Origin of the sequence: Pseudomonas sp. VS40, from assembly GCF_018587885.1 — a bacterium.
GTDB classification, from domain to species: Bacteria; Pseudomonadota; Gammaproteobacteria; order Pseudomonadales; family Pseudomonadaceae; genus Aquipseudomonas; species Aquipseudomonas pergaminensis.
Window position 1 is genome coordinate 109,327 of sequence record NZ_JAGYWD010000006.1, and the last position, 25,470, is coordinate 134,796.

A 25,470-nucleotide genomic window follows, 5' to 3' on the forward strand; every position below is an offset into this window, starting at 1 on the left:
AATTATTCCGTGCGTGTGGCTGGGGTGGTCGCTGCCACGTTGTCGGCGCTGTAGCCGCCGCCCAGGGCCTGCATCAATTGAATCGACAGGTCGATCTGCGCCGCATTCAGGGTCGCCAGCTGGCGCTGGGCCTGCAGCAATTGCTGCTCGATGCTCAGCACATCCAGGTAATTACCGATCCCGGAGCTGTAGCGCTGCACGCCGGTGTCGTAGGACTGCTGGGCAATGTCCGCGGCGTGTTGCTGGGCCTGGATCTGCCGGCCGGTGTCGCGCAGTTGCGAAAGGGTGTTGCCGATATCGCCCAGGGCTTGCACCAGGGTCTTGTTGTACTGCGCCACCGCCAGGTCGTAGTCGGCGTCACGGGCGTCGAGGTCGGCACGCAGGCGGCCGCCGTCGAAGATCGGCAGCGAGATCGTCGGCGCAATGTTGAAGAAGCGGCTGGCCGATCCGAACATCGCATCCCCCAGCAACGACTCGGCCCCGGCACTCGCGCTCAGGTTGAGGTTGGGATAGAAGCGGGTCTTGCTCGCATCAATGTTCTTGCCGGCCGCCTCCACACGCCAGCGCGCGGCGATCAGGTCCGGGCGACGGCCAAGCAGCTCGGCCGGCAGCACGGATGGCACCGCGACGGCGCTGGGTTTCAGCACGGCGGGCCGCGCCAGTTCACTGCCCCGGTCCGGGCCTTTGCCAAGCAACACCGCCAAGGCAATCTTGGCGCTTTGCAGTTGTTTTTCCGCGTCGATCAGTTGCGATTGGGCGCTGGCTTCCAGGCTTTCGGTCTGCTGGAACTGGTACTGGCTGTCGATGCCCGAGTTCAGGCGACGCTTGCCCAGGTCGAGCATCTGCCGGGTGCGCTTGAGGTCGTCATTGGCCAGGTCCCGCACGATATGGGCCTGGCCCAGGTCGCTGTAGGCCTTGGCCACGTTGGCGGCCAGGGTCAGGCGTGCCGCCTGCTGGTCGACTTGGGCGGCACGCGCCTCACCCAAGGCAGCTTCCCAGGCAGCCCGCTGGCCGCCCCAGAGGTCGAAGTTGTAGTTGAAGCTGGCGCCGATGTTGCGCACGGTCGAATAAGCATCGCCTTCACCGCGCGGGTCCTGGTCTTTGGCCAGGCGCGAGCGGCTGACACCGGCGCTGGCGTCGAGGGTCGGCATGCGCTCGGCGTTGGCGGCGTAGGCAGCGGCTTCGGCCTGGTGGGCACGGGCGCTGGCGACTTGCATATCGGGGCTGTTTTGCAGGGCTTCCTGGATCAGGCCGTCGAGCTGTGGGTCGCCGAGGCTTTTCCACCAGTCGGCGGTCGGCCAGGCAGCGCTCGACAGGGTCATGCCGCTCAGGGACTTACCGGTTTGCAGGGTGTTGGCGTCGAGGCGTTTGCCTTGGGTGTCGAGGCCACTGTAGTTGGCACAACCGGCCAGTGTCATCGCCACCAGCACCAGGCTGAATGCGCGTGTGTTCATGAGTTACCTACCCGCTGGATGACGATGGCGTCACCGGCTGCGACGAGAATTTTCTTGAGGATTTTTTCCAGGGTTTGCAGCTCGCCAGGCTCCAGGGCGCCGGCCAGCTCGTTCATCGACTGGGCGCCGATGTGCGGCAGCATGTCTGCCAGGCGCTGGCCGTCTTCCGTGAGGACCAGCCGCACCTGGCGCCGGTCCTGCTCGGAACGCTGGCGCGCCAGCAAGCCCTTTTGCTCCAGGCGATCGAGCATGCGGGTCATGGAGCCACTGTCCAGGGACAGGTTGCGGCACAGCTCCGCCGGGGTATCGACGTCGAACTGGGCAATGATGATCAACACTTTGAACTGCGCGGCAGTCACGCCGTGCGGTTCCATATGGGTGTCGATAATGCGGTCCTTGAGCAGCGCCGCCCGGCCCAGGAGCAGGCCGAGGTGGCAGTTGCGAAAGCTGTCAGGGGTGAAGTGGGGCATCGGAAGTCACCTTATTACTGCCTAGGCAGTGAATGTATGACAAGATGTTACTGCTTAGGCAGCGAATGTCAAATGGAATTATTAGCTTGCTTGGTATCTGGCGGACAAACGGCGGGATGCACAAGACTGTAGGCGCCGGATTGCCGGCGCCTACACGGTTGGTGGGGGTTAGAAATCGCGCTTGTAGAAGATGTCCAGGGAGCTGGCCACGCCGCTCGCCACCTCCAGGTACACCTTTTTGCTCAACAGGTAGCGCAAGGCAATGGTACTGGCCGGCTCGAACACCCCCACCCCGTAACGTAGGCTGAGTTTTTCGGTGATCTTGCCGCTGGCGACAACAGACGTGTTGTTTCCGGAGCCTTGAGTGTCGAGGTCGAAGTCCTGGATACCCAGCTTAGTGGCAATATCTGAAGTCACTCCAGCACTGCCCATCAGGCCAAGGCCCAAGGCCGCTTCGGCCAGCATATTGTTGTCTTCACCGGTGTTGTTGCGCGAACGTCCCAGCACCAGATAAGACAGCGCATCCTCCTGAGCCATCGCGGGCTCGGAGAAAACCTGCGTGGTCGGCTGTTCGGCGCTGCCACTCAGGCGAATACCCGCAGTCACCGTCCTGGAGGGCTCGGTAACGAGGCGCACCGCCTCAACATCCAGGAACGGTTGATCGAGCGGCCCCGTAAATAGCAGCCGCGCACGGCGCACATCCAGGCGCTGCCCATAGGCACGGTAGCGGCCATCGTTGAGCCAAAGCTCGCCACGGGTGTCGAGGTTGTCGCCGATGTGCACATGGCCCTGTACCTTGGCGGTGAGGCCAAAGCCCGAGAAGTTGAGCTTGTCCTCGCCCACTACCACGTCGATGTCCATGGCCATCGCCATCGGCGGCTTGCCCTCTTCGGTCTGGCTGCCGACGATCACCGTGTCATCGGAGACCTTGACGGTGGACGGCGGCAACTCGCGCACGGTGATATCGCCACGTGGGATATGCACCTTGCCGGCAACCGCCAGCTTGTCGTTCTTCAGGCTGATCTTCAGGTCGGGCGCCACCTCCAGCACGGCGTAAGGCTCGACCGTGACCGGCAGTTGCGTGCCCTGCAAGCTCAGGTCCACCACCAGCGCCTGGCCCCAGTCAATCTGGCCCTTGAGGCTGCCCTGCCCCACCTTGCCACTGTGCCAGGCGCCGTTGAGCTGCACGCTTTCGCCCGCGATCAGCGCTTGCACATTCAGGCCTTCCAGGCTGATCGGCAGTTCCGGACCGGATACCTCGCCGCCCACCAGGTTCACGTTGCCGTTGACCTGGGGTGCCAGCAAACCACCGGAAATACGGCCATTACCGTTGAGCTTGCCGCTGAGGGTTTCCACCATCGGCACAAACGGCCGCGCCACGGAAAGGTCAAGGCCGGCCAGGTTGAAATTGCCGGTGATCGGCTTGTTCTTCGGCAACGGGTTGATTTGCGCCTGCACCATCAATTCACCCAACTTGCCGCCACGGAAGTTGAGCTGCGTATCGATGCGCTTGGGGTTAAGGGTGGTTTCAAGCTTCAAGGTGTCGTATGGGAAATCCAGCCACTGGTCCTTGTCCTTGACGCGCAGGGTGCCGCCACTGGCGTCCACCGAAACCACGCCTTTGGGGCCGCTGTCCGGGAGGTCCAGTTGCAGGTCGGCGTTGAGCTTGCCCTGCCAGGCAAAATCCTTGGGCAGGAATGCCGCCAGGCTGTCGATGGGGAATTGCTTGAGGTGGTAGCGCAGCTTCGGCTCGGGCATCAGACGCTGGTCTTCGCCACACAGGCTGGCGGGCCCGGACACCCAGCAATGCGCGGCAAAGGTGAGCTTGCCATCGGCCATGCGCTCGATCTTTGCCGGCGCCTGCAGTTTCCAGTCCTGGCCACCGGCCTGTACATCACCACTGGCCAGGCGCCCGCGCCAATTGCCTTTGTCGAGATTGCCGTCCAATGCCAGGGCCAGCTTGACCAACGGGCCGGCCAGGTCCAGTTGGACTTTCTGGTTCTTGATATCGCCCTGGGCGCTGGCCGTCAGGGTGCCGACCTGGGTGTCGCCGGCCTGGATACCGCTGCCCTTGAGGTCGATTTTGGCGCGCTGGGCATTATCCAGGTTGGCATCGAGGGTGAGGCTTTGCAGGCGGTTCTCGGCAAACGCCAGTTGCTGGCCCTTGAGGGCGAGTTTGCCCTGAGGCGCGTTGAGGCTGCCAGCCACGTCGAGCCGGCCATTGACCTGGCCGCGCAACTGCGGCCACAACTGGGCCAGGCGCGCCAGCTTGATATCGATCTGCCCAGCCAGGCGTTGTTGCAGGCTGCCACTGCCGTTGATGCGGTTGTCGCCGAGGCGGATGTCCAGGTTGGCCAGGGTCCACTGCTCGCCCGCGCCTTCGGCCTTGGCCGCCAGCACCGCGGTTTGCCCGCGCAGGCGGCCCTTGAGGTCGAGGTCGGCATTGAGCTTGAGTTGCTCGTTCTTGAACTCGCCCTTGCTGCGCAACGGCCCTGCCAGGGTGCCGGGCAGTTCGGCCACCCAATATGCCGGGTTCAGCGCCGACAGGTCGAGGGCCGTGTCCCAGGCAATGCCATCGGCAAATTGCAGGTTCAGGTGGCCTTCGGCCTTGCCTTGGCCGGCGGTGAGTTTCAGCTCGGGCAGGAAGATTTGCGTGAGGTCGCCACTGAACGGCGTGACCACATTGAACTTGCCCGCCGGGCCATCAAGGTCGGCCTTGAGATTGCCCAGGTAGTTGCCGTCTTTATAGGAAATCTCGCCATTGAACGTACGCAGGGTGACTTGCGGCTCGTCGATCACCGGATAGAGGCGATGCCAGGGGAAGTCCAGCCAATCGATCTTGGCGTCGGCGCTGAAGCCTTGTTGCCAGTCCAGCTGGGCCGTTAGCTTGAGGTTTTGCTTGTCACCGGCATTCAGGTCCAGGCCGGCGATCTGTGCACCCTTGGCGTCGACCTTGCCTTGCAGCAGCAAGTCCACCGGGCCTTTTTCCGCCGGCAGCACGGCTTTGCCCAGCAGTTGGTAGCCACGGCTCAAATCACCTTGGGCGGTGAGGTCGAGTTGATTGAGTTGGAGGGTGTCGGGCAGCTCGGCGCTGGGCTTGAAGCCGTCGGCGGTGATGTGTAATTGCGCGGGGAGGTTTTCCACCAGGGGTTGAAGTTCCCCCGTGAGCTTGGCCGGCAAATAGCCCGTGCTGTCGGCGTCAAGCTTGAGGGTCTTGAGCAGGTCGCCCTCAACCTTGAGCGCCACCTTCCAGGGTGCATCACCTGGCGCGTAGGGCAGGCTCAGATTACCGCTGGCGCTCAACGGCCAGTCGCCGGAGGGTTGCAGCAGGCCAGCCAGGTCCAGCACCAGGCCATCGCGCTGCAGGTGCACCGAGTCGATCTGCATACCGGCGGCGGTCCAATGCGCCGCCAGTTGCAGGCCCTTGAGCTCTTCGCTGCCGTTGAACAGCAGGCTACCGACGCGCACGTCGCCCAACTGGATGGCCACGGGCAGCTTCAAGTCAGGCAGTGCGATGGGGCCGCTGCTGTCTTCGGTGCTCGGTGGAAATTGCAGGCTGACCTGTTCCACGTCCAAGCGGTCGATGCACAAGGTCATGCGCAACAGGCACGCCGGTGACCAGTCGAACTGCGGCGCCTGGAGTTCGACGCGGCTGCTGTCCTGCTGCCACAGCAAATGGTCGGCGCTCCATTGGCCGCCCAGATGCCCCTGGAAATTGTCGACACTCAAGCCCGGCACGCGTGCCAAGGCCCAGCGGCTGCCCGCCTGGGTGCCGAGCACCGCCCACACTGCCAGTAACAGCACGGCGAGGATGGCCACCAAGGCCAACCCCGCTATTTTCACACCACGCATCACAGCTCAGGCCCCATGGAAAAGTGCAATCGAACGCCACCCGGATCTTCGAGGGCATGGGCCAGGTCAAGGCGGATCGGGCCGACCGGCGACACCCAGCGAATACCGACGCCCACGCCGGTTTTCAGGCTGGGCATTTCCAGGGTATTGAACGAGTTGCCCTGGTCGATAAAGGTCGCGATTCGCCATTTTTCGGCGATGGAATATTGGTACTCGGCGCTCAGGGCGACCATATAGCGGCCACCAATGCGGTCGCCACGGTCGTTCTCGGGCGACAGCGTCTGGTACTCGTAGCCGCGCACGCTCTGGTCGCCACCGGCAAAGAAGCGCAGCGACGGCGGCACCGACTTGTAGCCATTGGTGGCACTGCCGCCCACCTGGGCACGCGCCAGGAAGCGGTGGTTGTCCCACAAAGTGGTCAGGCCTTTGACCATGGCCGTGCCGTAAAGCAGGTTGGTGTCGGACCCCAGGCCTTCCTTGGCCACCTTGGTATCGAATTGCAGGCGGTAGCCATTGTGCGGATCGATACGGTTGTCACTGCGCAGGTAGGAGTAGCTGACCCCCGGCATCACCAGGTTGCTCAGGCCGGAGTCATTGCCCAGGCGATATTCTTCGCGCTGGTACTTGAGCGAGATGACCCGGGTCCAGCCGCTGGGCAACTTGCTGTGCCACTCGGGGCCGAGGGTGAGCAATTTACTCAGGGTGTCGGTGTTGGCGATTTCTTCATTCTGGTAGCCACCGGCGAACCGCAGCTTGTCGGTGAGCGGCGGGTCGAGCGGGATGTCGTACCACAGGCCGACGTTCTGGCGTGGTGCCGACAGCTCGGCTTCCCAGCCATAGCTGTGCCCTTGGGGGTTGACCCAGTGGCGGGTCCAGTTGGCTTTGCCGCGCGGCCCCACGTCGGTGGAAAAACCCAGGCCCAGGCCCATGGTGCGCGGCTTGCGGGTTTCCAGGCGCACAGCGACCGGGATAATGTCATTGCTGGAGGCGGCCGGGGCAGCGTCCACGCGCACGCCTTCGAAAAAGCCGCTGGCTTGCAGGTTCTGGTTGAGTTCGGCGATCAGTTCGGAGTCGTAGGGCGTGCCGCTTTTGAACGGCACCATGCGTTGCAGCAGTTCTTCGTCAAACGGCGTATCACCGGCAAAGCTGACCTTGCCAAGGGTGTAGCGCGGGCCGCTGTCGTAGATCAGTTCGATATCGGCGACACCGGCCTGCGGGTCTACCGAAAGTGTCTGGTGGGTGAAGCGCCCGCTGAAAAAGCCGTAGCGCGACGCCTGGTTCTGGATCAGACGCTTGGCGTCTTCGTAGTGGCCGTGGTTGAGCACGGCACCGGATTTGAGGTCGTCGCTGACGGGCACGCGAAAGGCCTTGAGGTCGGCGGCAGGGCCGTCGACCCGAATGGTCACGTTACGCAAATGCACCGGCTCGCCGCGGTCGATGGTAAGGATCAGGCGCGGGTTCTTGCCGCCCTTCACATCACTTTCGATCTGTGGCTGATAGAAACCGAGCGCCTGGGCGGCTTTGCGCGCCTGCTCCTCGGCGCCACGGCTGAACCGCAGCAGGGCCTCTTCATCACGATCGCCGACCCCGCCGATATAGCCTTCGATGTTGGCTTTCAACGCGTCGTTTGAAGGCTTGATCCGCACGTCCAATTCGCTTTGCGCAAACGCGCCGCAGCTTGTGAACAGCAGAACCAAGCCGCTGGTAAATCTTCCTGGAAACTTCATAGGCGCGGATGCTACACGAGCTGGGGAGAAACTTAGAACTCAGACAATTCTGAAAAATTCTGCGCTAAGCCGTTGCAGCATGTAACGGCTGGGGGTTCGGATGAAAAAACACGTGTTCCAGGATGGGGCCTATAGCGACTTCACCAATTTCCTCGTAGCCCTGACGTTTATAGAACTCCAGGTAGCGTGAATTGCCCGTATCGAGCACCACACCGGCCGAGTGCGGGTCTTCGGCGCACCAGTTATGCACGGCCTCCAGCAACTGCTCGCCATAATGCTTGCCCTGGAATTGCGGGTGAATCCCCAGCAATGGCAACACATGCACCGACTCACTCGGCAGGCACGCCAGCACTGCATGATGGTAGTCGAGGTAGCGCCGCGTCCCACGCACGCCGGTGCTCAGCCACATGCGCAATTGCCAGGCCCAGCTCTCGGTGATGCCCAGGCGCCGTTGCGGAGGCGCAATCAGGGCGATGCCGATCAGCCGGTCGTTGACGAACAGGCCAATGGCCGGCAGTTTCTGAAAGAAATGCTGCTTGACCAACTCGCGCACGGTGGCGCGTACCCGCTGCTCGTAACCCGAGCGCTCGGCTTCGAAAATGTAGGCAAAGGTCGGCTCGTGACGATAGGCCTGGTACAGCAGTGAACGAGCCTCGCGGGAATAGCCGCTGTTGAGCAGGCGGATTTCGGCAATGGCAGTCGAGGTGTCAGGCATACAATCAATCTCCCTGGGCACCGCTCAGGAGGCGGCGTTCTTATGGGTACGAACCCACGCAGCACGAGTCGTTCCCAGACATTAGCAGCGCATCTGGCCTACCGCCACGCTGGCCCCCGTCCGACTTGTCCGCTAGCATCGCCCTTTTGCCAGGACTGGACAGCCGACCATGAAAATCGTCTCCTTCAATATCAACGGGCTGCGCGCCCGCCCTCATCAGCTGGCGGCGCTGATTGAAAAGCACCAGCCCGACGTGATCGGCCTGCAGGAAACCAAGGTCCACGACGACCAGTTCCCCCTCGCCGAAGTACAGGCCCTGGGCTATCACGTGTACTACCACGGGCAGAAAGGCCACTACGGCGTGGCGCTGCTCTCGCGCAAAGAAGCCTTGAGCGTGCACAAAGGTTTTGCCAGTGATGAAGAAGACGCCCAGCGCCGCTTCATCTGGGGCACTTTCGCCGACGAGAACGGCCACCCGGTCACCATCATGAACGGCTACTTCCCCCAGGGCGAAAGCCGCGACCACCCCACCAAATTCCCGGCCAAGCAGCGCTTCTATGAAGACTTGCAGCACCTGCTGGAAAGCCAGTTCAGCAATGACCAGGCACTGGTGGTGATGGGCGACGTAAACATTTCCCCGGAAGACTGCGACATCGGCATCGGCGCCGACAACGCCAAGCGCTGGCTCAAGACTGGCAAGTGCAGCTTCCTGCCAGAAGAACGCGAGTGGATGGCCCGCCTGAAAAACTGGGGCCTGGTGGACAGCTTCCGTCACCTCAACCCGGACGTGGCCGACCGCTTCAGCTGGTTCGACTACCGCAGCCGCGGCTTTGAAGATGAGCCCAAGCGCGGACTGCGGATCGACGTGATCCTGGCCTCCAACGGCCTGATGCCGCGCGTCAAGGACGCTGGAGTGGACTACGACCTGCGCGGCCTGGAAAAGCCATCGGACCACGCGCCTATCTGGCTCGAATTGAGCTGACAACACCGTCCAGCCAGGTAACTACAGAACGCTGCAGCAGCCACAGTAACCACGATGCGAAGCGAGCCGCTCTTGATCTTGATCTTGATCTCGCTTTTGATCCTAGGCGCCCCATCAAACACGCTGGCCGTAATTCGGCAGTGATTTGGGGGGTAAACCGGCAGGGATGCCGGTTTAGCCGCCCCGCGCCATGGATGGCGCGTGGCGGCGGCCCCCCAAATCACTGTCGAATTACGGGCACACCGAGCCTAGGCGAGGTGCCGAGTGTTGGGGCAAGAGCGTTTTGCTTACTTTTGCGCTTTTCAAAAGTGAGCCGCCGTAAGGGCGGAACCCATAGAAGCCGTTACCCAAATAACGGATATGTACCCGGTCTGATCCAATATCCTGGTCGGCTGTCAGGCCGCCTTCGCAGGCAAGCCAGCTCCCACATTTTTGGATCGCGGGGGGACAGTTAGATTGTGGTCGGCTGTCGGGCCGCGTTCGCAGGCAAGCCAGCTTCCACATTTTTGGATTGCGGGGTGACAGTTAGATTGTGGGCGGCTGTGAGGCCGCCATCGCTGGCAAGCCAGCTCCTACCGTTGAGTCATATTTATGCAACCTGCCTGACTTATTCTCGCAGCACTCCCTTTGGCTTGAGAAGGTGGCGGCATGAGGCTGCGCGTTCTGTTCCTGCTGACCCTGTTACCCCTCGTTTCTGTTGCTGCCCCCCTACCCGCTCCCGACCAAGGCCCTGCATTGCGCATCCAGGGTTCCAACACCATTGGCGCAGCGCTGGGTCCCGCGCTGGTCAAAGGCTTGATGGAACAACAGGGCCTGCAGGCCGTGCACAGTGAGCCGGCCGAAGGCGCCAATGAACAGCGCGTGGTCGGCAAGACGCGCCAGGGCAAGACCGTCACCATCGAGGTCGCGGCCCATGGTTCCAGCACCGGTTTCACGGCGCTGAAAAAATCCACCGCCGACCTGGCGGCTTCGTCCCGCCCGATCAAGGACAGCGAACTGGTCGACCTCGAACCCCTCGGCGACCTGAAAAGCCCCGAAGCCGAACAGGTGATCGCCATCGACGGCCTGGCGATCATCCTTAACCCGCAAAACCCGTTGAACAGCCTGAACACCGAGCAACTGGCGCAGATCTTCAATGGCGAAGCCAGTACCTGGGAGGCCGTGGGCGGCGTCGGCGGGCCGATTCAGGTGTACGCACGTGATGACCAATCCGGCACCTACGACACCTTCAAGGACCTGGTGCTGCGCCTGCGCGGCAAACCGCTGGCGCCCTCCGCCAAGCGCTTCGAGTCCAGCGAACAGTTGTCCGATGCCGTCAGCCGGGATCCCCAGGGCATCGGTTTTATTGGCCTGCCCTACGTGCGCCAGGCCAAAGCGGTGGCGATTGTGGATGGCGACTCACAACCCATGTTGCCGCTGAACAGCTTGATCGCCACCGAGGATTACCCGCTGTCCCGCCGCTTGTTCTTCTACCTGCCGCCGTCGGCGCGCAACCCGTGGGCCAAGGCACTGGTGGACTTTACCCAGAGCAGCAAGGGCCAGGCGATTGTCGCGGCCAGCGGGTTTATCGCCCAGCAGGTGCAGGCGATCGCCGTGGAGCCCCGTACTTCGATGCCCGAGGACTATCAGGCTATCGCCCGCGAGGCACAGCGTCTGACCGTGAATTTTCGCTTCGAGGAAGGCAGTGCGAGCCTGGACAACAAGGCGCGCCAGGATCTGCAGCGGGTGGTGGCGTATATAAAGAGCCATGGCAAGCTCGACAAACAGGTGTCGCTGGTGGGCTTTGGTGATGCCAAGGATGACCCGCAGCGAGCGGCGCTGCTGTCGAAGTTGCGGGCGATGGCGGTGCGCCGGGAGTTGGTAAAAAACGGTGTGGTACTGCGGGATATTCGCGGGTTTGGCGCGCAGATGCCGGTGGCGGCGAATACGGCGGATGAAGGCCGGATCAAAAATCGGCGGGTGGAAGTTTGGGTGTACTGAGCATTGGGTTTTGTGTTGCTGGTACTGGCCTCATCGCGGGCAAGCCCGGCTCCCACGGTTGACCGAGTTGTTCAGGAGAACACGGTCAACTGTGGGAGCCGGGCTTGCCCGCGATTGCAGGCGACGCGGTGTTACTGGCCGCTGCGCATCAGCTCTTTAGGCACATACTTGCCAATCTCGAACTTGCCGATCGCTGCGCGGTGCACTTCGTCCGGGCCGTCGGCCAGGCGCAGGGTACGTTGCATGGCGTACATGTAGGCCAGCGGGAAGTCGTTGGACACCCCGGCACCGCCATGAATCTGGATCGCGCGGTCGATCACCTTCAAGGCTACGTTCGGCGCCACTACCTTGATCTGGGCGATTTCGCTTTTCGCCACTTTATTACCCACGGTGTCCATCATGTACGCCGCCTTCAGCGTCAGCAGGCGCGCCATGTCGATTTCCATGCGTGAGTCGGCGATCTTGTCGATGTTGCCGCCCAAGCGGGCCAGTGGTTTGCCAAACGCGGTACGGCTGACGGAGCGCTTGCACATCAATTCCAGCGCGCGCTCGGCCATGCCGACGGAGCGCATGCAGTGGTGGATACGGCCTGGGCCAAGACGCCCCTGGGCAATTTCAAAGCCACGGCCTTCGCCCAGCAGTACGTTTTCGTACGGTACACGCACATTGTCGAACAGCACTTCGGCGTGGCCATGGGGCGCGTCGTCGTAGCCGAACACCGGCAGCGGGCGCACGATTTTCACGCCGGGGGTATCCACCGGTACCAGGATCATCGAGTGCTGCTGGTGGCGCGGCGCATCCGGGTTGCTCAGGCCCATGAAGATCAGGATCTTGCAGCGCGGGTCGCAGGCGCCGGAGGTCCACCATTTCTTGCCGTTGATCACCCACTCGTCACCCTGGCGCTCGGCGCGGGCGGCCATGTTGGTCGCGTCCGAAGATGCCACGTCCGGCTCGGTCATGGCGAACGCCGAGCGGATCTCGCCGCGCAGCAGCGGCTCCAGCCAGCGTTGTTTCTGCTCTTCGTTGGCGTAGCGCACCAGCACTTCCATGTTGCCGGTGTCGGGGGCGGAGCAGTTGAACGGCTCCGGCCCCAAGAGGGAACGGCCCATGATTTCGGCCAGCGGCGCGTATTCAAGGTTGGTGAGGCCGGCGCCCAGTTCGGATTCAGGCAGGAACAGGTTCCACAAGCCTTCGGCTTTAGCCTTGGCTTTCAACTCTTCCATGATTGCGGTGGGCTGCCAGCGGTCGCCTTCGCTGACTTGGCGTTCGAACACCGGCTCGGCCGGGTAAACGTAAGCATCCATGAACGCAGTGACGCGTTCACGCAGTTCCTGAACCTTGGGCGAATAGGCGAAATCCATGAGCAGCTCCCTTCTCTGAGAGGTTGTTTAGGTCATGCAATCGATGCTAGAACAGCGTTGATAATTTACCTAGCCTATTCTCGGCGTGTATTAACATTCATCACCGATATATGATCGACGTATGGCCACCTAACAATAAGAGCGCTACGAAATGAATCTGAGCAAGGTCGACCTCAACCTGTTTATCGTCTTTGACGCGATCTACACCGAAGCCAACCTGACCCGCGCCGGGCAGATTGTCGGCATCACCCAGCCGGCGGTGTCCAACGCGCTGGCGCGCCTGAGGGAAACCTTCAACGACCCGCTGTTCGTGCGTACCGCCCAGGGCATGGTGCCCACGCCCATGGCGCAGAACATCATCGGCCCGGTGCGTAATGCGCTGTCGTTGCTGCGGGTGTCGGTGCAGGAAAGCCGCATCTTCAACCCGCAACAGGCAGCCAAGACCTACCGCATCAGCATGACTGACCTCACCGAAGCGGTGATTCTGCCGCTGTTGTTCCAGCGCTTGCGCCGCCTGGCGCCGACGGTGGTGATCGAGAGTTTCCTGTCCAAACGCCGCGAGACCACCAAGGAACTGGCCGCCGGGCGCCTGGACTTTGCCGTGGATGCGCCGTTGAACACCGACCCGCAGGTGCGCCACGTCAAGCTGATGGAAGACCGCTACGTATGCGCGATGCGCAAGGGCCACCCCCTGGCCGGCAAGGACAAGCTGACCCTGGATGACTACCTGTCGCTGACTCATATCCATATCTCCAGCCGCCGCAACGGGCTGGGCCACGTCGACCTGGCCCTGGGCAAGATGGGCATCCAGCGCAAGATCGCCCTGCGTTCCCAGCATTACCTGATGGCCTCGCAAGTGTTGCAGCAGACCGACATGGTCATGACCGTGCCCGAGCGCTTCGCCCGCCGCCACGAACTGCACTGGTTCAACCTGCCGGTCAACGACGTGCCGCCGGTGGAAACTCACCTGTACTGGCACGAAAGCACCGACCAGGACCCGGCGAACCGCTGGATGCGCGAGCAGATGATCGAGCTGTGCCAGCAGGTGACGGCGCACGAAAAGAAACTCGACAAACAACAATCCTGAGATTGCCCTCCCTGTAGGAGCCGGCTTGCCGGCGAAAAACGCACAGTCACCGCCGTTGTCCGGGCTGGCTGCGTCATCGTTGACGACCATCGCTGGCAAGCCGGCTCCTGCAGTGATTCGCTTGACGTTTACGTCAACCTGCCATTAGCTTAACGCCAAGACTTTCTTGAGCGCCGCCATGAGCACCACCTACAGCATTTCCGACCTCGCCCGCGAGCTCGACATCACCACCCGCGCCATTCGCTTCTACGAAGAACAAGGCTTGCTGGCCCCGGAACGCCGGGGCCAGGAGCGCATCTACTCCGCGCGCGACAAGGTCAGCCTCAAGCTGATCCTGCGGGGTAAGCGCATCGGCTTTTCCCTGGCCGAATGCCGCGAGTTGATCGAGCTCTACGACCCCACCAGCGGTAACCACGTGCAGCTCAACAGCATGCTGGCGAAGATCACCGAGCGCCGCGAGCAGTTGGAACAGCAACTGCTGGATATCGAACAGATGAAGCTGGAACTGGACACCGCCGAAGAGCGCTGCACCCAGGCCCTGGCCCACACCATGCGCCAGGCTGGCCATTGATCACGAAGGTAACTGCCATGTCCCTCCCCTCACACGTACGCCTGGTGGAAGTCGGCCCGCGCGACGGCCTGCAGAACGAAGCCCACCCCATCAGCGTGGCGGACAAAGTCCAGTTGGTGGACGCCCTCAGCGCGGCCGGCCTGAGCTATATCGAAGTCGGCAGTTTCGTCTCCCCCAAGTGGGTGCCGCAGATGGCGGGTTCAGCCGAGGTGTTCGCGCAGATCCAGCGCAAGCCCGGCGTGACCTACGGGGCACTGGCGCCGAACCTGCGCGGGTTCGAGGACGCATTGGCGGCCGGCGTAAAGGAAGTGGCGGTGTTTGCGGCGGCGTCCGAGGCGTTTTCCCAGCGCAATATCAACTGCTCCATCAGCGAAAGCCTGGAGCGCTTCGCGCCGATCATGGCGGCCGCCAAGCAGCACGGGGTCAGCGTGCGCGGTTATGTGTCGTGCGTGCTGGGTTGCCCGTATGAGGGTGAGATCGCGCCGGAGCAAGTGGCGGCGGTCGCGCGGGAGTTGTATGCCATGGGCTGCTATGAGGTGTCCCTCGGCGACACCATCGGCACCGGCACGGCGGGCGCGACGCGGCGGTTGTTCGAGGTGGTCGCCGCGCAGGTGCCACGGGACAAGCTGGCCGGGCATTTCCACGACACCTATGGCCAGGCCATCGCGAATATCTACGCCAGCCTGCTGGAAGGAATCACGGTGTTCGACAGCTCTATCGCGGGCCTCGGCGGCTGCCCCTACGCCAAGGGCGCCAGCGGTAACGTCGCCACCGAAGACGTGCTGTACCTGCTTAACGGCCTGGGCATCCACACAGGAATCGACCTGGAGGCATTGATTGGCGCGGGCCAGCAAATCAGCACTGTGCTGGGCCGGCCTACAGGATCGCGTGTAGCGAAGGCGCGTAACGCCGGTTGAGTCGCTTAGCCGTGACAATGTGTTACCGCACGGCTACACATCGAGTAACACGGGAACATATTTTGTCGTATTTGCCGTAGGCCATTCCCTACACAAAATTTATATCACTGATTTTAAAGGAATTTTAAAAGTTGGCACGGGTTCTGCTATCTCTATGGCATAACAAGAATAAAAAGCACCAAACCTAATAAAAATAAGACGAAACGACTCTGACATAACAAAAACAACACGGCAGAGACGCAGCTAACAGATTTTTTTGGAGAAGATGTGCTTCGCAGGGTACGGCGTGCCGAAACCCGCAACCGGTTAGAGAAAAATAAAACTACCTCAGGTAGCTACCCACTGGTTGGATCGTTCACGAAGAAGCAGATCAGCGCTCAAAAAAATACGTTTGCTCTTGACCCCGGATGGGGGTCGCCAAAAACAGCGGTAAAGGGTAACGGTTGCCAAAAACAACAATAGACCGCCCCTCAATAATAAAAAAAGAGCACGCAACGACACATTAAAGGGGACCCTCGGGTCCCCTTTGTGCTGTGTGCCCCCCTCCCTCAGAGCGATGTCCCGCTCACCGCCGCAACGTTGTTCAATACAGTGCGCGTCAAGGTTTTCAGCGAGTTTTGCTCCAGCATTTGCCGCTCCACCCCCAATTGATCGAGCTCCCGCTTGTAAAAAGCACTCGGCATCGCGCCGTTCACCAGCACTTCATCCCTGCGTGCGCCAAACAGGCGGGCCACCCGGTCGGCGGCCTCAGCGTGCTTTGCCTGCCATTGCTCTATTGCGTCCTGGCCAGCAGCGGTATCCCGTTGACCTTCCAGATCCGAAAGTTCGAATAACGCTTCGCTCTTCTCTCCCAGCAACCCGCGACCGGGTGCCATCAGTGCATCGAGCGCTTGAGAGTAGCGGGTGCGAAGGTGTTTCTCCCAGAACAGGCACCCGACAAAAAAAGCCTCCTCGGCAGCCGGATTGCGCTCGTCCCTGAGCACCTGTGCATACGCGGCGTCGATGGTCTCCGGGCTTACATTGGCCATCTGGGGAAACAACATGTCCCGGGACCGGACCGGTAACGCCAGCCGCTCTGCAAGCCGTACGCGATAAGCCAGGACGACTTCAACCTCCTCGGTAAATCCAGGGCCTCTTGCCGCAACGTCCCGTAGGGCAATGTCGTCTACCAGCATCAAACGATACAACTTCCTGGCCGTTTCGATCAGCGTGCTTTCGGCATTCTCCGTTCCGGCTAGTTCAAGTGCCTTTGCCCCTAGCAGCTCACGCTCAAGGTTCATGAACTCGACCGAACTGCCGTCACCACAGGTCACTCGATCGTCGGCCACGGTAAATAACGCCTCGCGAATAGCCTGGCTTTCGCTTGCGGCCTCCAGCATGCCCCACACCCGCTCGGCCAGCGCTGGGCGAGTCACCGCGCTGGCGTACTCGGCACTGCGGGTTGTGTCGGCCACCACTGCAAAAAAAGCATCCGAACTCAGACTGACCCTGAGTTCATCCCAGATCCCACCCAACCGCGCCGAGTCACCGGTCGACGACGCGCCCAACCACAAACCACGCGCTTCATCGACCGTCACGTGCTCACCCAGTTGTACCTGGGCGGCTGCCAATACCGGATTGCCGTGCACAATAACGCGATCCGGATGCTCATAGGCGTATTCAGGCAATGTCCTGATCCGGTTGTCATGCAGATCGGTACGGGCCAGATAGGGCAATTGTTCGGCACCGACGGGAAAGCTGACCGTACCTGTATTGGGCAGGTAAAGCTGGTTCAGGTTGCGCAGGCCACGCAGATCGGCCTGCCACCCCAAGCGGGGATTATTGCCAAGATTGAGTATCTTCAGGCTCCGCATACCCTCCAGGCGCCGACGGCTTTGGTCGGTCAACTGGATATCATTTCCGCTCAAATTGAGTTTGGTAAGCCCCACCCCCTCGTTCGCAAACGTCGGCAGTTGCGTCAGGTTGTTATTGCTCATGTTCAACCAGCGCAGCCCGCCGAATGCATTCAGAAAGGGCAAGGAGCTGTCTGAAAGCGCCATCCGGCGTAAAAACAGACTGCCTACGTGATCCATGTTTGCGCTGATCGCCGGTAACTCGCCGATCGCCTCATCCGACAGGTCCAGCACATGGCCGATTGGTGTCCCATCCCCTGCAAATGCCTGCGCAGAGGCCCTGCGCCAAGCCGCCTTGAGGGTACCCGAGACTCTGCGGCGGGCGCTCGCATAACCTGATCCCCCTTGCTGTTGCCACTCGAGCAGCGTCTTGTTCAATGCGGCAAATTCCGCTTCAAGCTCGGTCAGTTTTGCCAGCAGAACGGCGTCACTGGCCTGTTGAAGGCCAAGCAGGGTCTCGACCTCTTCCATGGACTTTGTTGGATAGAGCGCCATCGCAGCGCTCTTGCAAGCTAACGGACGTTCGACGGCGCCACCTACCGGACTGAGCGGATAACCCACGCGCCCATCAGCCAGGCGCATGGGGGATTTGAAACCGGGCTTGATCGCCTGCAAGCCCAGTGCACGTCGACTCACCGGCTCACTCAGCGGCTGCTGCGCAAGCTTGCGCTTGAGCCGTTGCGCAGCCGCATTGAACTGCGGCCAACTGGTGAACTTGCCACTGCTAGCCATCCAGAGCGCGTTGAAAAAGGCGTCCTTGTCGCTTCGCCAGTATTCAATTTTTCCCGGTCCGCTGCAGAGTTTCCACGTCTTCATGTCGGTGTGGATAAGCTGCAGTTGCCGGGGGGCACTACTGTCTCCCACCCGGTCCAGCAAAGGGCCGTCGTAGGCCCCCGACCGAAGCTCAATGCACACGCCATCCAGGAGCTCAGGCAGCGCGGCCATCTTGTGCAGTGCCAGGTGCACGCTGTCCAGGGTGAGTTGATTGTCGAATAACAGATCGGCCTGTGCCCGCATCACGCGCGCCTTCTGCAAGTACCCTCGCGCTTCTTCGGCCAGGCGCAACGGCACACGCGATGGGGTCTGCATGCGTGCCAGTTCCTGACTGTTGGCATGGCTCAGAATTTCTTCAGCCGCTAACCTGGGCAAGCCTGGAAAGCTACGCTGGAGCAGCTGCACGTTGGCATCACTGGAAACCTCACCGGCCGAGATCTCGCGATTTAACAGCGTGCCTCGGGTGCTCTCGGCGGCTTCCAGCAAACAATCCCGGTATCGCACGACCCTTGCCAATGGTGTACGCAGGTATTGCATCAGTGGATCGACCTCATTGCCCTCCTGCACCTGGCCCGCAGCAGCCGTATCCTGTATCACGTCTCGGGTCTGAAGAAACAGAAAGGCCATCGCTTCCCTTGTAACCCTCTGCTCTCCCAACAATCGGCGAATTTCAGGTTCCGTCAACTGCTTGATGAACGACGGAAACAGCAGGCCACTTTGCAATTGCTCATGTTCCAGTGTGATCACTTGGTTTGCATCGCTCGGTACACCTGAACGCCATATCGGGTTGCCCTTTGCATCCAGCGCCACCAATACACGTGACTCTGGCCACATCCCGCTCTCGATCAATACCTGGACTTGCATGAACCAGTCGACGCGAGAAAACACCTCAGGGTCCGGGTGCCTTAACCGGTCGATAAATGCCTGGTGCCTGCCAGCGCATTCAAACCGCCGAAGCATATCCTTGAACAGCGGCGCGGGCGCTTGATGCTCAATGAACACCCGACGCAACTCGTCGTCCGACACACCACTGAACGCCCTGGCCTGCTCCAACTGGCTATCGCTCAAGTTATCCACGCTATGGCCTATGCGGCGCAACAGGGTCTTGCGATCCCAGGTCAAGGGTTGTTCGAACTCATGCACCCATGCGCCCTCACCGTTGTGGCGAATCCGGGGGGCATAACGTGAATCGCCATCGGGGTGCAGCAGCCTGAATTCGTCAGAGCGATTGCTGGCCTGGAGCTTGTAGTAGCCGCCGCCCGCTGCCTGCAGGTATAACCCTGCGTCGTGGGCATACAAGCCTTGTGTGTTGGGGCGGTGTCCGTCGGGCAGGTTGATCCTGTGCAGGTAGTGCGCGGGATTGAACGCGTAAAGACGCCTACGCCCACCGAACTCTACCTGCACCAGGCGCTTGATCAGCGCGGCGTCCTTGGTTGCCGACAACACGGCTGGCACCGCCAACCCAGCCAGGTTGAGCCCCACCGCCGAAAAATGCGCCCACGCCGTTTGGGTGTCGTCCTGCGACCAGGCCTCAATGCCTTCGCCGATCTCGTAAGCCATCTGCACGGCGCCGACGACCAGCATCACCTCACCCAGCACAGGCACCACGAACGACGCAAGGTTGAGAATATCCAGCGCCGTACTGCCGAACGACCACAGCCAGGCGTTGTAGACCCGATCGTCGACGTCCTGTGTCGACACCACACTTGCGCGGGCATTCGCCACGAGCGAACGTATACGCTGAATCGCGCAGTCCGCCCAGACATCACCCCATGCAAGCGCGTAGCTGCCCTGATGATTGACCCGGCCTTTTTGCGCCGGGTCAAAGTCCTGGGCGGTGCCGTGCAGCGCGCTCGGATCCAGCGAAGCCTTGAGCCTCGTGAAGAATGCATCCTGGCTGGCCAGCGGCACGAACTGGCTGAAGAAGGTGCGGTACTCGACACGACACAGGCGCGTGGTCAGGTGGTCGGTAAAAGCGCTGATCGTGTCATAGGCTTTGAGCGGATGAAGGGGGTCGCCTGGGATATAGACCAAGCACGCTCGGGGCATGAGATCCGCCCCTCTCGAATGTGCCTGCCACACGACCGGACCGATGATCAGAATATTCTCGAGCACAAACGAGAATAGCCGAAACGGCGAACACTTGACCGCCTCCCCTGCCCATTTGACCTGCGACTGGCTGCGCAACAGATCGAAGATCACTTGGTGGCCGTCGGGCTGGATATCGCCCTTCATCAAGGCAATCTCTGCGGCCAGCTCCAACTGGTTTCGATGACTGACAATCAAGGTGCTGTAGAGTTTGCCAATGCCTGCTTCAGTGGTGGTGGTACGGATCAGGCTATTGATGAAGGTGCGCACGTACTCGTAGTAAGTGTTGCCCAGGTCGAGCTCGCGGCACAGCTTGGCAAACGCATGGGGTTCAATGGCTAGCTTGACCGACTTGACGTTTGCAAGCGGATGAAACTTATCGCTGGGGTACCCGTGAAAGTTGTAACGGGTGATCAGGTGGCAGTCTTTGCACACCGACTCAGCCGCCTCCTGTGCGGTGAAGTTGTTCAGCGCTGCCTCCAGCAGGCTGATACCCCGGTAGAAATAGAACTGCGCAGCCAAGGGGCTGGCCTGGCTCGTCGAGACCTCCTCAGGCTCGATGTCGCACTCTCTCTGCTCCATCTTGCGGGCATAAAATACCGTCCTGGTATCCAACCGTTGCCCGAGTTTCTTCTCAATCGCGGCCGCCAACAACGGCTCGGCGTAGGCTGCCGGCCCTTTGAAGTCCCTGAACATCTGATCGAGTTGATTCAAGGACCGCCTGCTGCGCACATGGACCGACCTCATGCGGTCCTTCGCCGTCGACGAGGCATTTTTGTACCAGTCGGGAATACTCAGCGCCAACCCGGCCAATTCAGTTTTGCGCTCATCCAGCGCATCGGTATACCAGCTTGGGGTGTTGTCCCGGATCACCTGCCAGTGGGGACTCTGTTCGTCCCCAACCGGACGCACGGGGGGATCAATGGAGGGGGTTGTCATGGGCGTGGCCTTCAAGTGGCGAAATAATCCGCCACTTTAGGCACCACGGTTCAGCGCAGAGCCGTAGACATGCACCCCGTTTCAACGGTCGTCGCGCAGCTCCTCGATGCTGATCTCGCGCATGCGGAATTTCTGGATCTTGCCCGTCACCGTCATCGGGAACTCGTCCACGATCTTGAAGTGCTTGGGCGTCTTGAAGTGTGCGATGCGGCCCTTGCACCAAGTTTGCAACTCAAGCTCATTGGCCACATGCCCTGGATGGAACTTGACCCAGGCGACGATGGCTTCGCCGTAACGTGCATCCGGAATGCCGATAACCTGCACATCCGCCACTGCTGGGTGGGTGAAGAAAAACTCCTCCAACTCACGCGGGTACACGTTCTCGCCGCCGCGGATGATCATGTCCTTGTTGCGCCCGGCGATGCACACGTAGCCGTGGGCGTCCATGCTCGCCAGGTCGCCGGTGTGCATCCAGCCGGCGTCGTCGATGGCCTCGCGGGTGGCGTCGGGGTTGTTCCAGTAGCCGAGCATCACGCTGTAGCCACGGGTGCATAACTCGCCGATTTCACCCCGCGCCAGCGTGTTGCCGTCGGCGTCGATGATCTTGTTTTCCAACTGCGGCTGGGTGCGCCCGACCGTGGTCACGCGGCGTTCCAGGTCGTCGTCCGCCCCGGTTTGCAAGGACACCGGGCTGGTTTCCGTCATGCCGTAGGCAATCTGCACCTCGCTCATGTGCATCTCGCTGATGACCCGGCGCATCACTTCGATGGGGCACGTGGCGCCAGCCATGATGCCGGTGCGCAAGGTGGACAGGTCAAAGTCACCAAGGCGCGGGTGATCGAGTATGGCGATGAACATAGTGGGCACGCCGTACAGGCCGGTGGCGCGCTCTTCGGCGACGGCGGTGAGAGTCAGCAGCGGGTCGAAGCCGTCATTCGGGTAGATCATGGTGGTGCCGTGGGTGATGCAACCGAGGTTGCCCATGACCATGCCGAAACAGTGATACAGCGGCACCGGGATCACCAGGCGGTCTTGCGCGGTCAGGCCCAGGCTTTCGCCGACCATGTAGCCGTTATTGAGGATGTTGTGGTGACTGAGGGTGGCGCCCTTGGGGAAGCCGGTGGTGCCGGAGGTGTACTGGATATTCACGGCCTGGTCGAAGTGCAGGCTGGCCTGGCGGCTGTGCACCTGTTCGGGCGGGATGCCTGCCCCGAGCGCGGCCAATTGCGACCAGGGCAGGAATCCCGGGGGCGGGCTGGGGTCGAGGCTGATCATGCCGCGCAGGTCAGGCTTCAGCTCTTGCAACATGGCGTGGTAATCAGAGGTCTTGAACGACCCGGCGCACACCAGCCACTGGCAGCCGGACTGCTTGAGTACGTAGTCCAGTTCAGTGCTGCGGTACGCCGGGTTGATATTGACCAGGATCACGCCGAGCTTGGCACTGGCGATCTGGCTGATGCACCACTCGGCGCAATTGGGCGCCCAGATACCCAGGCGGTCGCCGGCTTGCATGCCCAGGGCAAGAAAGGCACGGGCGTGCAGCTCAACGGTCTCGGCCAACTGCCGCCAGGTGTAGCGGCGCTGTTGATGGCGCACCACCAGGGCCTCGCCCTCGGGATACTGCGCGACGGTGTGATCAAAGGCCTGGCCGATGGTCATGGCCAGCAAGGTCTTGTCCTGAGAGCCACGGCTGTAGCTCTGATTCGGTTGATCCATAACGACCCCTGTTGTCTTTTTTGTAGGTTGACGTAAACGTAAACTACGATTGACAGCGCCGTAACGCAAGCTTACGTTAACGTAAAGGTGAGCGCCCTCCCCTGGCGTCCTCCCCACAACAACAAAGCTCACATTAAGGTGCCTGTCCATGAGTTACCCGTCCCTGAACTTCGCCCTCGGTGAAACCATCGACATGCTGCGCGACCAGGTGCAGTCCTTCGTGAGCAAGGAGATCGCGCCCCGCGCGGCCCAGATCGATATCGACAACCTGTTCCCCGCCGACCTGTGGCGCAAGTTCGGTGACATGGGCCTGCTGGGCATCACCGTGCCGGAAGAATACGGCGGCGCCGGCCTGGGCTACCTGGCCCACGTGGTGGCCATGGAAGAGATCAGCCGGGGCTCGGCGTCGGTGGCGCTGTCCTACGGTGCGCACTCCAACCTGTGTGTGAACCAGATCAACCGCAACGGCAACCACGAACAGAAACTCAAGTACCTGCCCGCACTCATCAGCGGCGAACACGTCGGCGCCCTGGCCATGAGCGAGCCGAATGCCGGCTCCGATGTGGTCTCGATGAAGCTGCGCGCCGATAAACGCGGTGATCGCTACGTGCTCAACGGCAGCAAGACCTGGATCACCAACGGCCCCGATGCCAGCACCTATGTGATCTACGCCAAGACCGACCTGGAAAAAGGCCCGCACGGCATTACCGCATTCATCGTCGAGCGCGACTGGAAAGGCTTCAGCCGCAGCAACAAGTTCGACAAGCTGGGCATGCGCGGCTCGAACACCTGCGAGCTGTTTTTCGATGATGTGGAAGTGCCGGAAGAAAACATCCTCGGCGCGCTCAATGGCGGCGTCAAAGTGCTGATGAGCGGCCTCGACTACGAGCGCGTAGTGCTGTCCGGCGGCCCTACCGGCATCATGCAAGCCTGCATGGACCTGATCGTGCCCTACATCCATGACCGCAAGCAGTTCGGCCAGAGCATCGGCGAATTCCAGCTGATCCAGGGCAAGGTCGCCGACATGTACACCCAACTCAATGCCAGCCGCGCCTACCTCTATGCGGTGGCCCAGGCTTGCGAACGTGGCGAGACCACCCGCAAGGATGCGGCCGGCGTGATCCTCTACAGCGCCGAACGTGCCACGCAAATGGCCCTCGACGCAATCCAGATTCTCGGCGGCAATGGCTACATCAACGAATTCCCGGCCGGGCGCCTGCTGCGTGACGCCAAGCTGTATGAGATCGGCGCCGGCACCAGTGAGATCCGCCGGATGCTGATCGGTCGCGAACTCTTCAACGAAACCCGCTGAAGGAGCGCACCATGGCCACCTTGCACACCCAGCTCAACCCGCGCTCGGCGGAGTTTGCCGCCAACAGCGCGGCGATGCGCCAACAGGTCGACGCCCTGCACACCCTGCTCACCCACGTGCAGCAGGGCGGCGGCGCCAAGGCCCAGGAGCGGCACACGTCGCGCGGCAAACTGTTGCCCCGCGAGCGCATCAACCGTTTGCTCGACCCGGGCTCGCCGTTCCTTGAACTCAGCCAACTGGCCGCCCATCAGGTGTACGGCGAAGACGTGCCGGCTGCCGGGGTGATCGCCGGGATCGGCTGCGTGGAAGGTGTCGAATGCATGATCGTCGCCAACGACGCCACGGTGAAAGGCGGCTCCTACTACCCGCTTACGGTCAAAAAACACCTGCGCGCCCAGGCCATCGCCGAGCAGAACCGCCTGCCGTGCATCTACCTGGTGGACTCCGGCGGCGCCAACCTGCCGCGCCAGGATGAAGTGTTTCCCGACCGCGAGCACTTCGGGCGGATCTTCTTCAACCAGGCCAACATGAGTGCCCAGGGCATCCCGCAGATCGCCGTGGTGATGGGTTCGTGCACGGCCGGTGGTGCCTACGTGCCGGCGATGGCCGACGAAGCGATCATGGTGCGTAACCAGGCCACTATCTTCCTTGCCGGCCCGCCGCTGGTAAAAGCCGCGACCGGTGAAGTGGTGAGTGCCGAAGACCTCGGCGGTGCCGATGTGCACTGCAAGATCTCCGGCGTGGCCGACCACTATGCCGACAGCGATGAACATGCGCTGGCGCTCGCCCGACGCAGCGTGGCCAACCTCAACTGGCGCAAACAGGGCGAGTTGCTGCAACGCCCGCCCGTGGCGCCGTTGTACAGCAGCGAAGAGCTGTATGGCGTGATCCCGGCCGACGCCAAGCAGCCCTTTGATGTGCGCGAAGTGATCGCGCGCCTGGTGGATGGCTCGGTATTCGATGAGTTCAAGGCACTGTTTGGTACCACCCTGGTGTGCGGTTTTGCGCACCTGCACGGCTACCCGATTGCGATTCTGGCCAACAACGGGATTCTGTTTGCCGAGGCCGCGCAAAAAGGCGCGCACTTTATCGAACTGGCCTGCCAGCGCGGCATTCCGCTGTTGTTCCTGCAGAACATCACCGGCTTCATGGTCGGCCAGAAGTACGAAGCCGGCGGCATTGCCAAGCATGGCGCCAAGCTGGTCACCGCCGTGGCCTGCGCCAAGGTGCCGAAGTTCACGGTGATCATCGGCGGCAGCTTTGGGGCCGGCAACTACGGCATGTGTGGCCGCGCCTATGACCCGCGCTTCCTGTGGATGTGGCCGAACGCACGCATTGGTGTGATGGGTGCCGAACAGGCGGCCGGTGTGCTGGTGCAGGTCAAGCGCGAGCAGGCTGAGCGCGCCGGCGTGGGCTTTAGCGCTGAAGAAGAGGCGGCGATCAAGCAGCCGATCCTCGACCAGTACGAAACCCAGGGCCACCCCTACTATTCCAGCGCGCGCCTGTGGGACGACGGTGTGATCGACCCGTTGCAGACCCGCGACGTGCTGGCCCTGGCCTTGTCCGCCGCGCTGAACGCCCCCATCGAGCCGAGCCGCTTCGGCGTGTTCCGCATGTAAATGGAGCTGTACCC

General features: G+C 61.7%; 15 protein-coding genes. 7 read left to right on the top strand and 8 right to left on the bottom strand.

The window, feature by feature from the left end:
- Window positions 1-2: 2 nt before the first annotated feature.
- The 5 genes from KHP07_RS18840 to KHP07_RS18860 all read right to left on the bottom strand — a co-directional run bounded on the left by KHP07_RS18840 (window position 3) and on the right by KHP07_RS18860 (window position 8,218).
- Complete coding sequence (locus KHP07_RS18840) at window positions 3-1,454, bottom strand: efflux transporter outer membrane subunit (protein ID WP_078049230.1); 1,452 nt, start codon at window positions 1,452-1,454, stop codon at window positions 3-5.
- On the bottom strand, window positions 1,451-1,924 hold the full coding sequence (locus KHP07_RS18845; RefSeq protein WP_078049231.1) for a MarR family winged helix-turn-helix transcriptional regulator: 474 nt from the start codon (window positions 1,922-1,924) through the stop codon (window positions 1,451-1,453). The genes KHP07_RS18840 and KHP07_RS18845 overlap by 4 nt, the downstream gene beginning before the upstream one ends.
- A 168-nt stretch (window positions 1,925-2,092) precedes the next feature.
- Window positions 2,093-5,776, bottom strand: a complete 3,684-nt coding sequence (locus KHP07_RS18850) for a translocation/assembly module TamB domain-containing protein (RefSeq protein WP_214497751.1) — start codon at window positions 5,774-5,776, stop codon at window positions 2,093-2,095.
- Window positions 5,776-7,503, bottom strand: a complete 1,728-nt coding sequence (locus KHP07_RS18855; RefSeq protein ID WP_214497752.1) for an autotransporter assembly complex protein TamA — start codon at window positions 7,501-7,503, stop codon at window positions 5,776-5,778. The genes KHP07_RS18850 and KHP07_RS18855 overlap by 1 nt, the downstream gene beginning before the upstream one ends.
- A 64-nt stretch (window positions 7,504-7,567) precedes the next feature.
- Window positions 7,568-8,218 (bottom strand): GNAT family N-acetyltransferase, encoded by a 651-nt coding sequence (locus tag KHP07_RS18860; protein ID WP_078049234.1) that lies wholly within the window; start codon window positions 8,216-8,218, stop codon window positions 7,568-7,570.
- A 169-nt stretch (window positions 8,219-8,387) separates the two neighbouring features.
- On the opposite strand from KHP07_RS18860, the gene xthA reads away from it, so the two are divergent.
- Both xthA and KHP07_RS18870 read left to right on the top strand, forming a co-directional pair.
- Window positions 8,388-9,200, top strand: a complete 813-nt coding sequence (gene xthA, locus KHP07_RS18865) for an exodeoxyribonuclease III (RefSeq protein ID WP_078049235.1) — start codon at window positions 8,388-8,390, stop codon at window positions 9,198-9,200.
- A 648-nt stretch (window positions 9,201-9,848) separates the two neighbouring features.
- Entirely contained in the window at window positions 9,849-11,180 is a 1,332-nt protein-coding gene (locus KHP07_RS18870; RefSeq protein ID WP_214497753.1) for a substrate-binding domain-containing protein, read from the top strand.
- 131 nt (window positions 11,181-11,311) lie between these two features.
- Here the strand turns inward: KHP07_RS18870 and KHP07_RS18875 are convergent, their stop codons facing one another.
- A complete protein-coding gene (locus KHP07_RS18875; protein ID WP_078049237.1) occupies window positions 11,312-12,541 on the bottom strand; it encodes an acyl-CoA dehydrogenase in 1,230 nt (409 codons plus the stop codon).
- A gap of 151 nt (window positions 12,542-12,692) precedes the next feature.
- Here KHP07_RS18875 and KHP07_RS18880 point away from each other — a divergent pair, with 151 nt between their 5' ends.
- The 3 genes from KHP07_RS18880 to KHP07_RS18890 all read left to right on the top strand — a co-directional run bounded on the left by KHP07_RS18880 (window position 12,693) and on the right by KHP07_RS18890 (window position 15,116).
- A complete protein-coding gene (locus KHP07_RS18880; protein WP_078049238.1) occupies window positions 12,693-13,628 on the top strand; it encodes a LysR family transcriptional regulator in 936 nt (311 codons plus the stop codon).
- A gap of 178 nt (window positions 13,629-13,806) precedes the next feature.
- Window positions 13,807-14,199, top strand: a complete 393-nt coding sequence (locus tag KHP07_RS18885; protein WP_078049239.1) for a MerR family transcriptional regulator — start codon at window positions 13,807-13,809, stop codon at window positions 14,197-14,199.
- A gap of 17 nt (window positions 14,200-14,216) precedes the next feature.
- A complete protein-coding gene (locus KHP07_RS18890) occupies window positions 14,217-15,116 on the top strand; it encodes a hydroxymethylglutaryl-CoA lyase (RefSeq protein ID WP_099492922.1) in 900 nt (299 codons plus the stop codon).
- Window positions 15,117-15,664: 548 nt separating this feature from the next.
- Here the strand turns inward: KHP07_RS18890 and KHP07_RS18895 are convergent.
- Together KHP07_RS18895 and KHP07_RS18900 are read right to left on the bottom strand one after the other, a co-directional pair.
- Window positions 15,665-20,809 (bottom strand): NEL-type E3 ubiquitin ligase domain-containing protein, encoded by a 5,145-nt coding sequence (locus tag KHP07_RS18895; RefSeq protein ID WP_214497754.1) that lies wholly within the window; start codon window positions 20,807-20,809, stop codon window positions 15,665-15,667.
- Window positions 20,810-20,890: 81 nt separating this feature from the next.
- Entirely contained in the window at window positions 20,891-22,525 is a 1,635-nt protein-coding gene (locus KHP07_RS18900) for an AMP-binding protein (RefSeq protein ID WP_214497755.1), read from the bottom strand.
- Between the two features lie 148 nt (window positions 22,526-22,673).
- Between KHP07_RS18900 and KHP07_RS18905 the strand changes: the two genes are divergently transcribed.
- On the top strand, window positions 22,674-23,837 hold the full coding sequence (locus tag KHP07_RS18905) for an isovaleryl-CoA dehydrogenase (RefSeq protein WP_078049243.1): 1,164 nt from the start codon (window positions 22,674-22,676) through the stop codon (window positions 23,835-23,837).
- Window positions 23,838-23,848: 11 nt separating this feature from the next.
- Window positions 23,849-25,456 (top strand): carboxyl transferase domain-containing protein, encoded by a 1,608-nt coding sequence (locus KHP07_RS18910; RefSeq protein ID WP_214497756.1) that lies wholly within the window; start codon window positions 23,849-23,851, stop codon window positions 25,454-25,456.
- Window positions 25,457-25,470 lie beyond the last annotated feature (14 nt).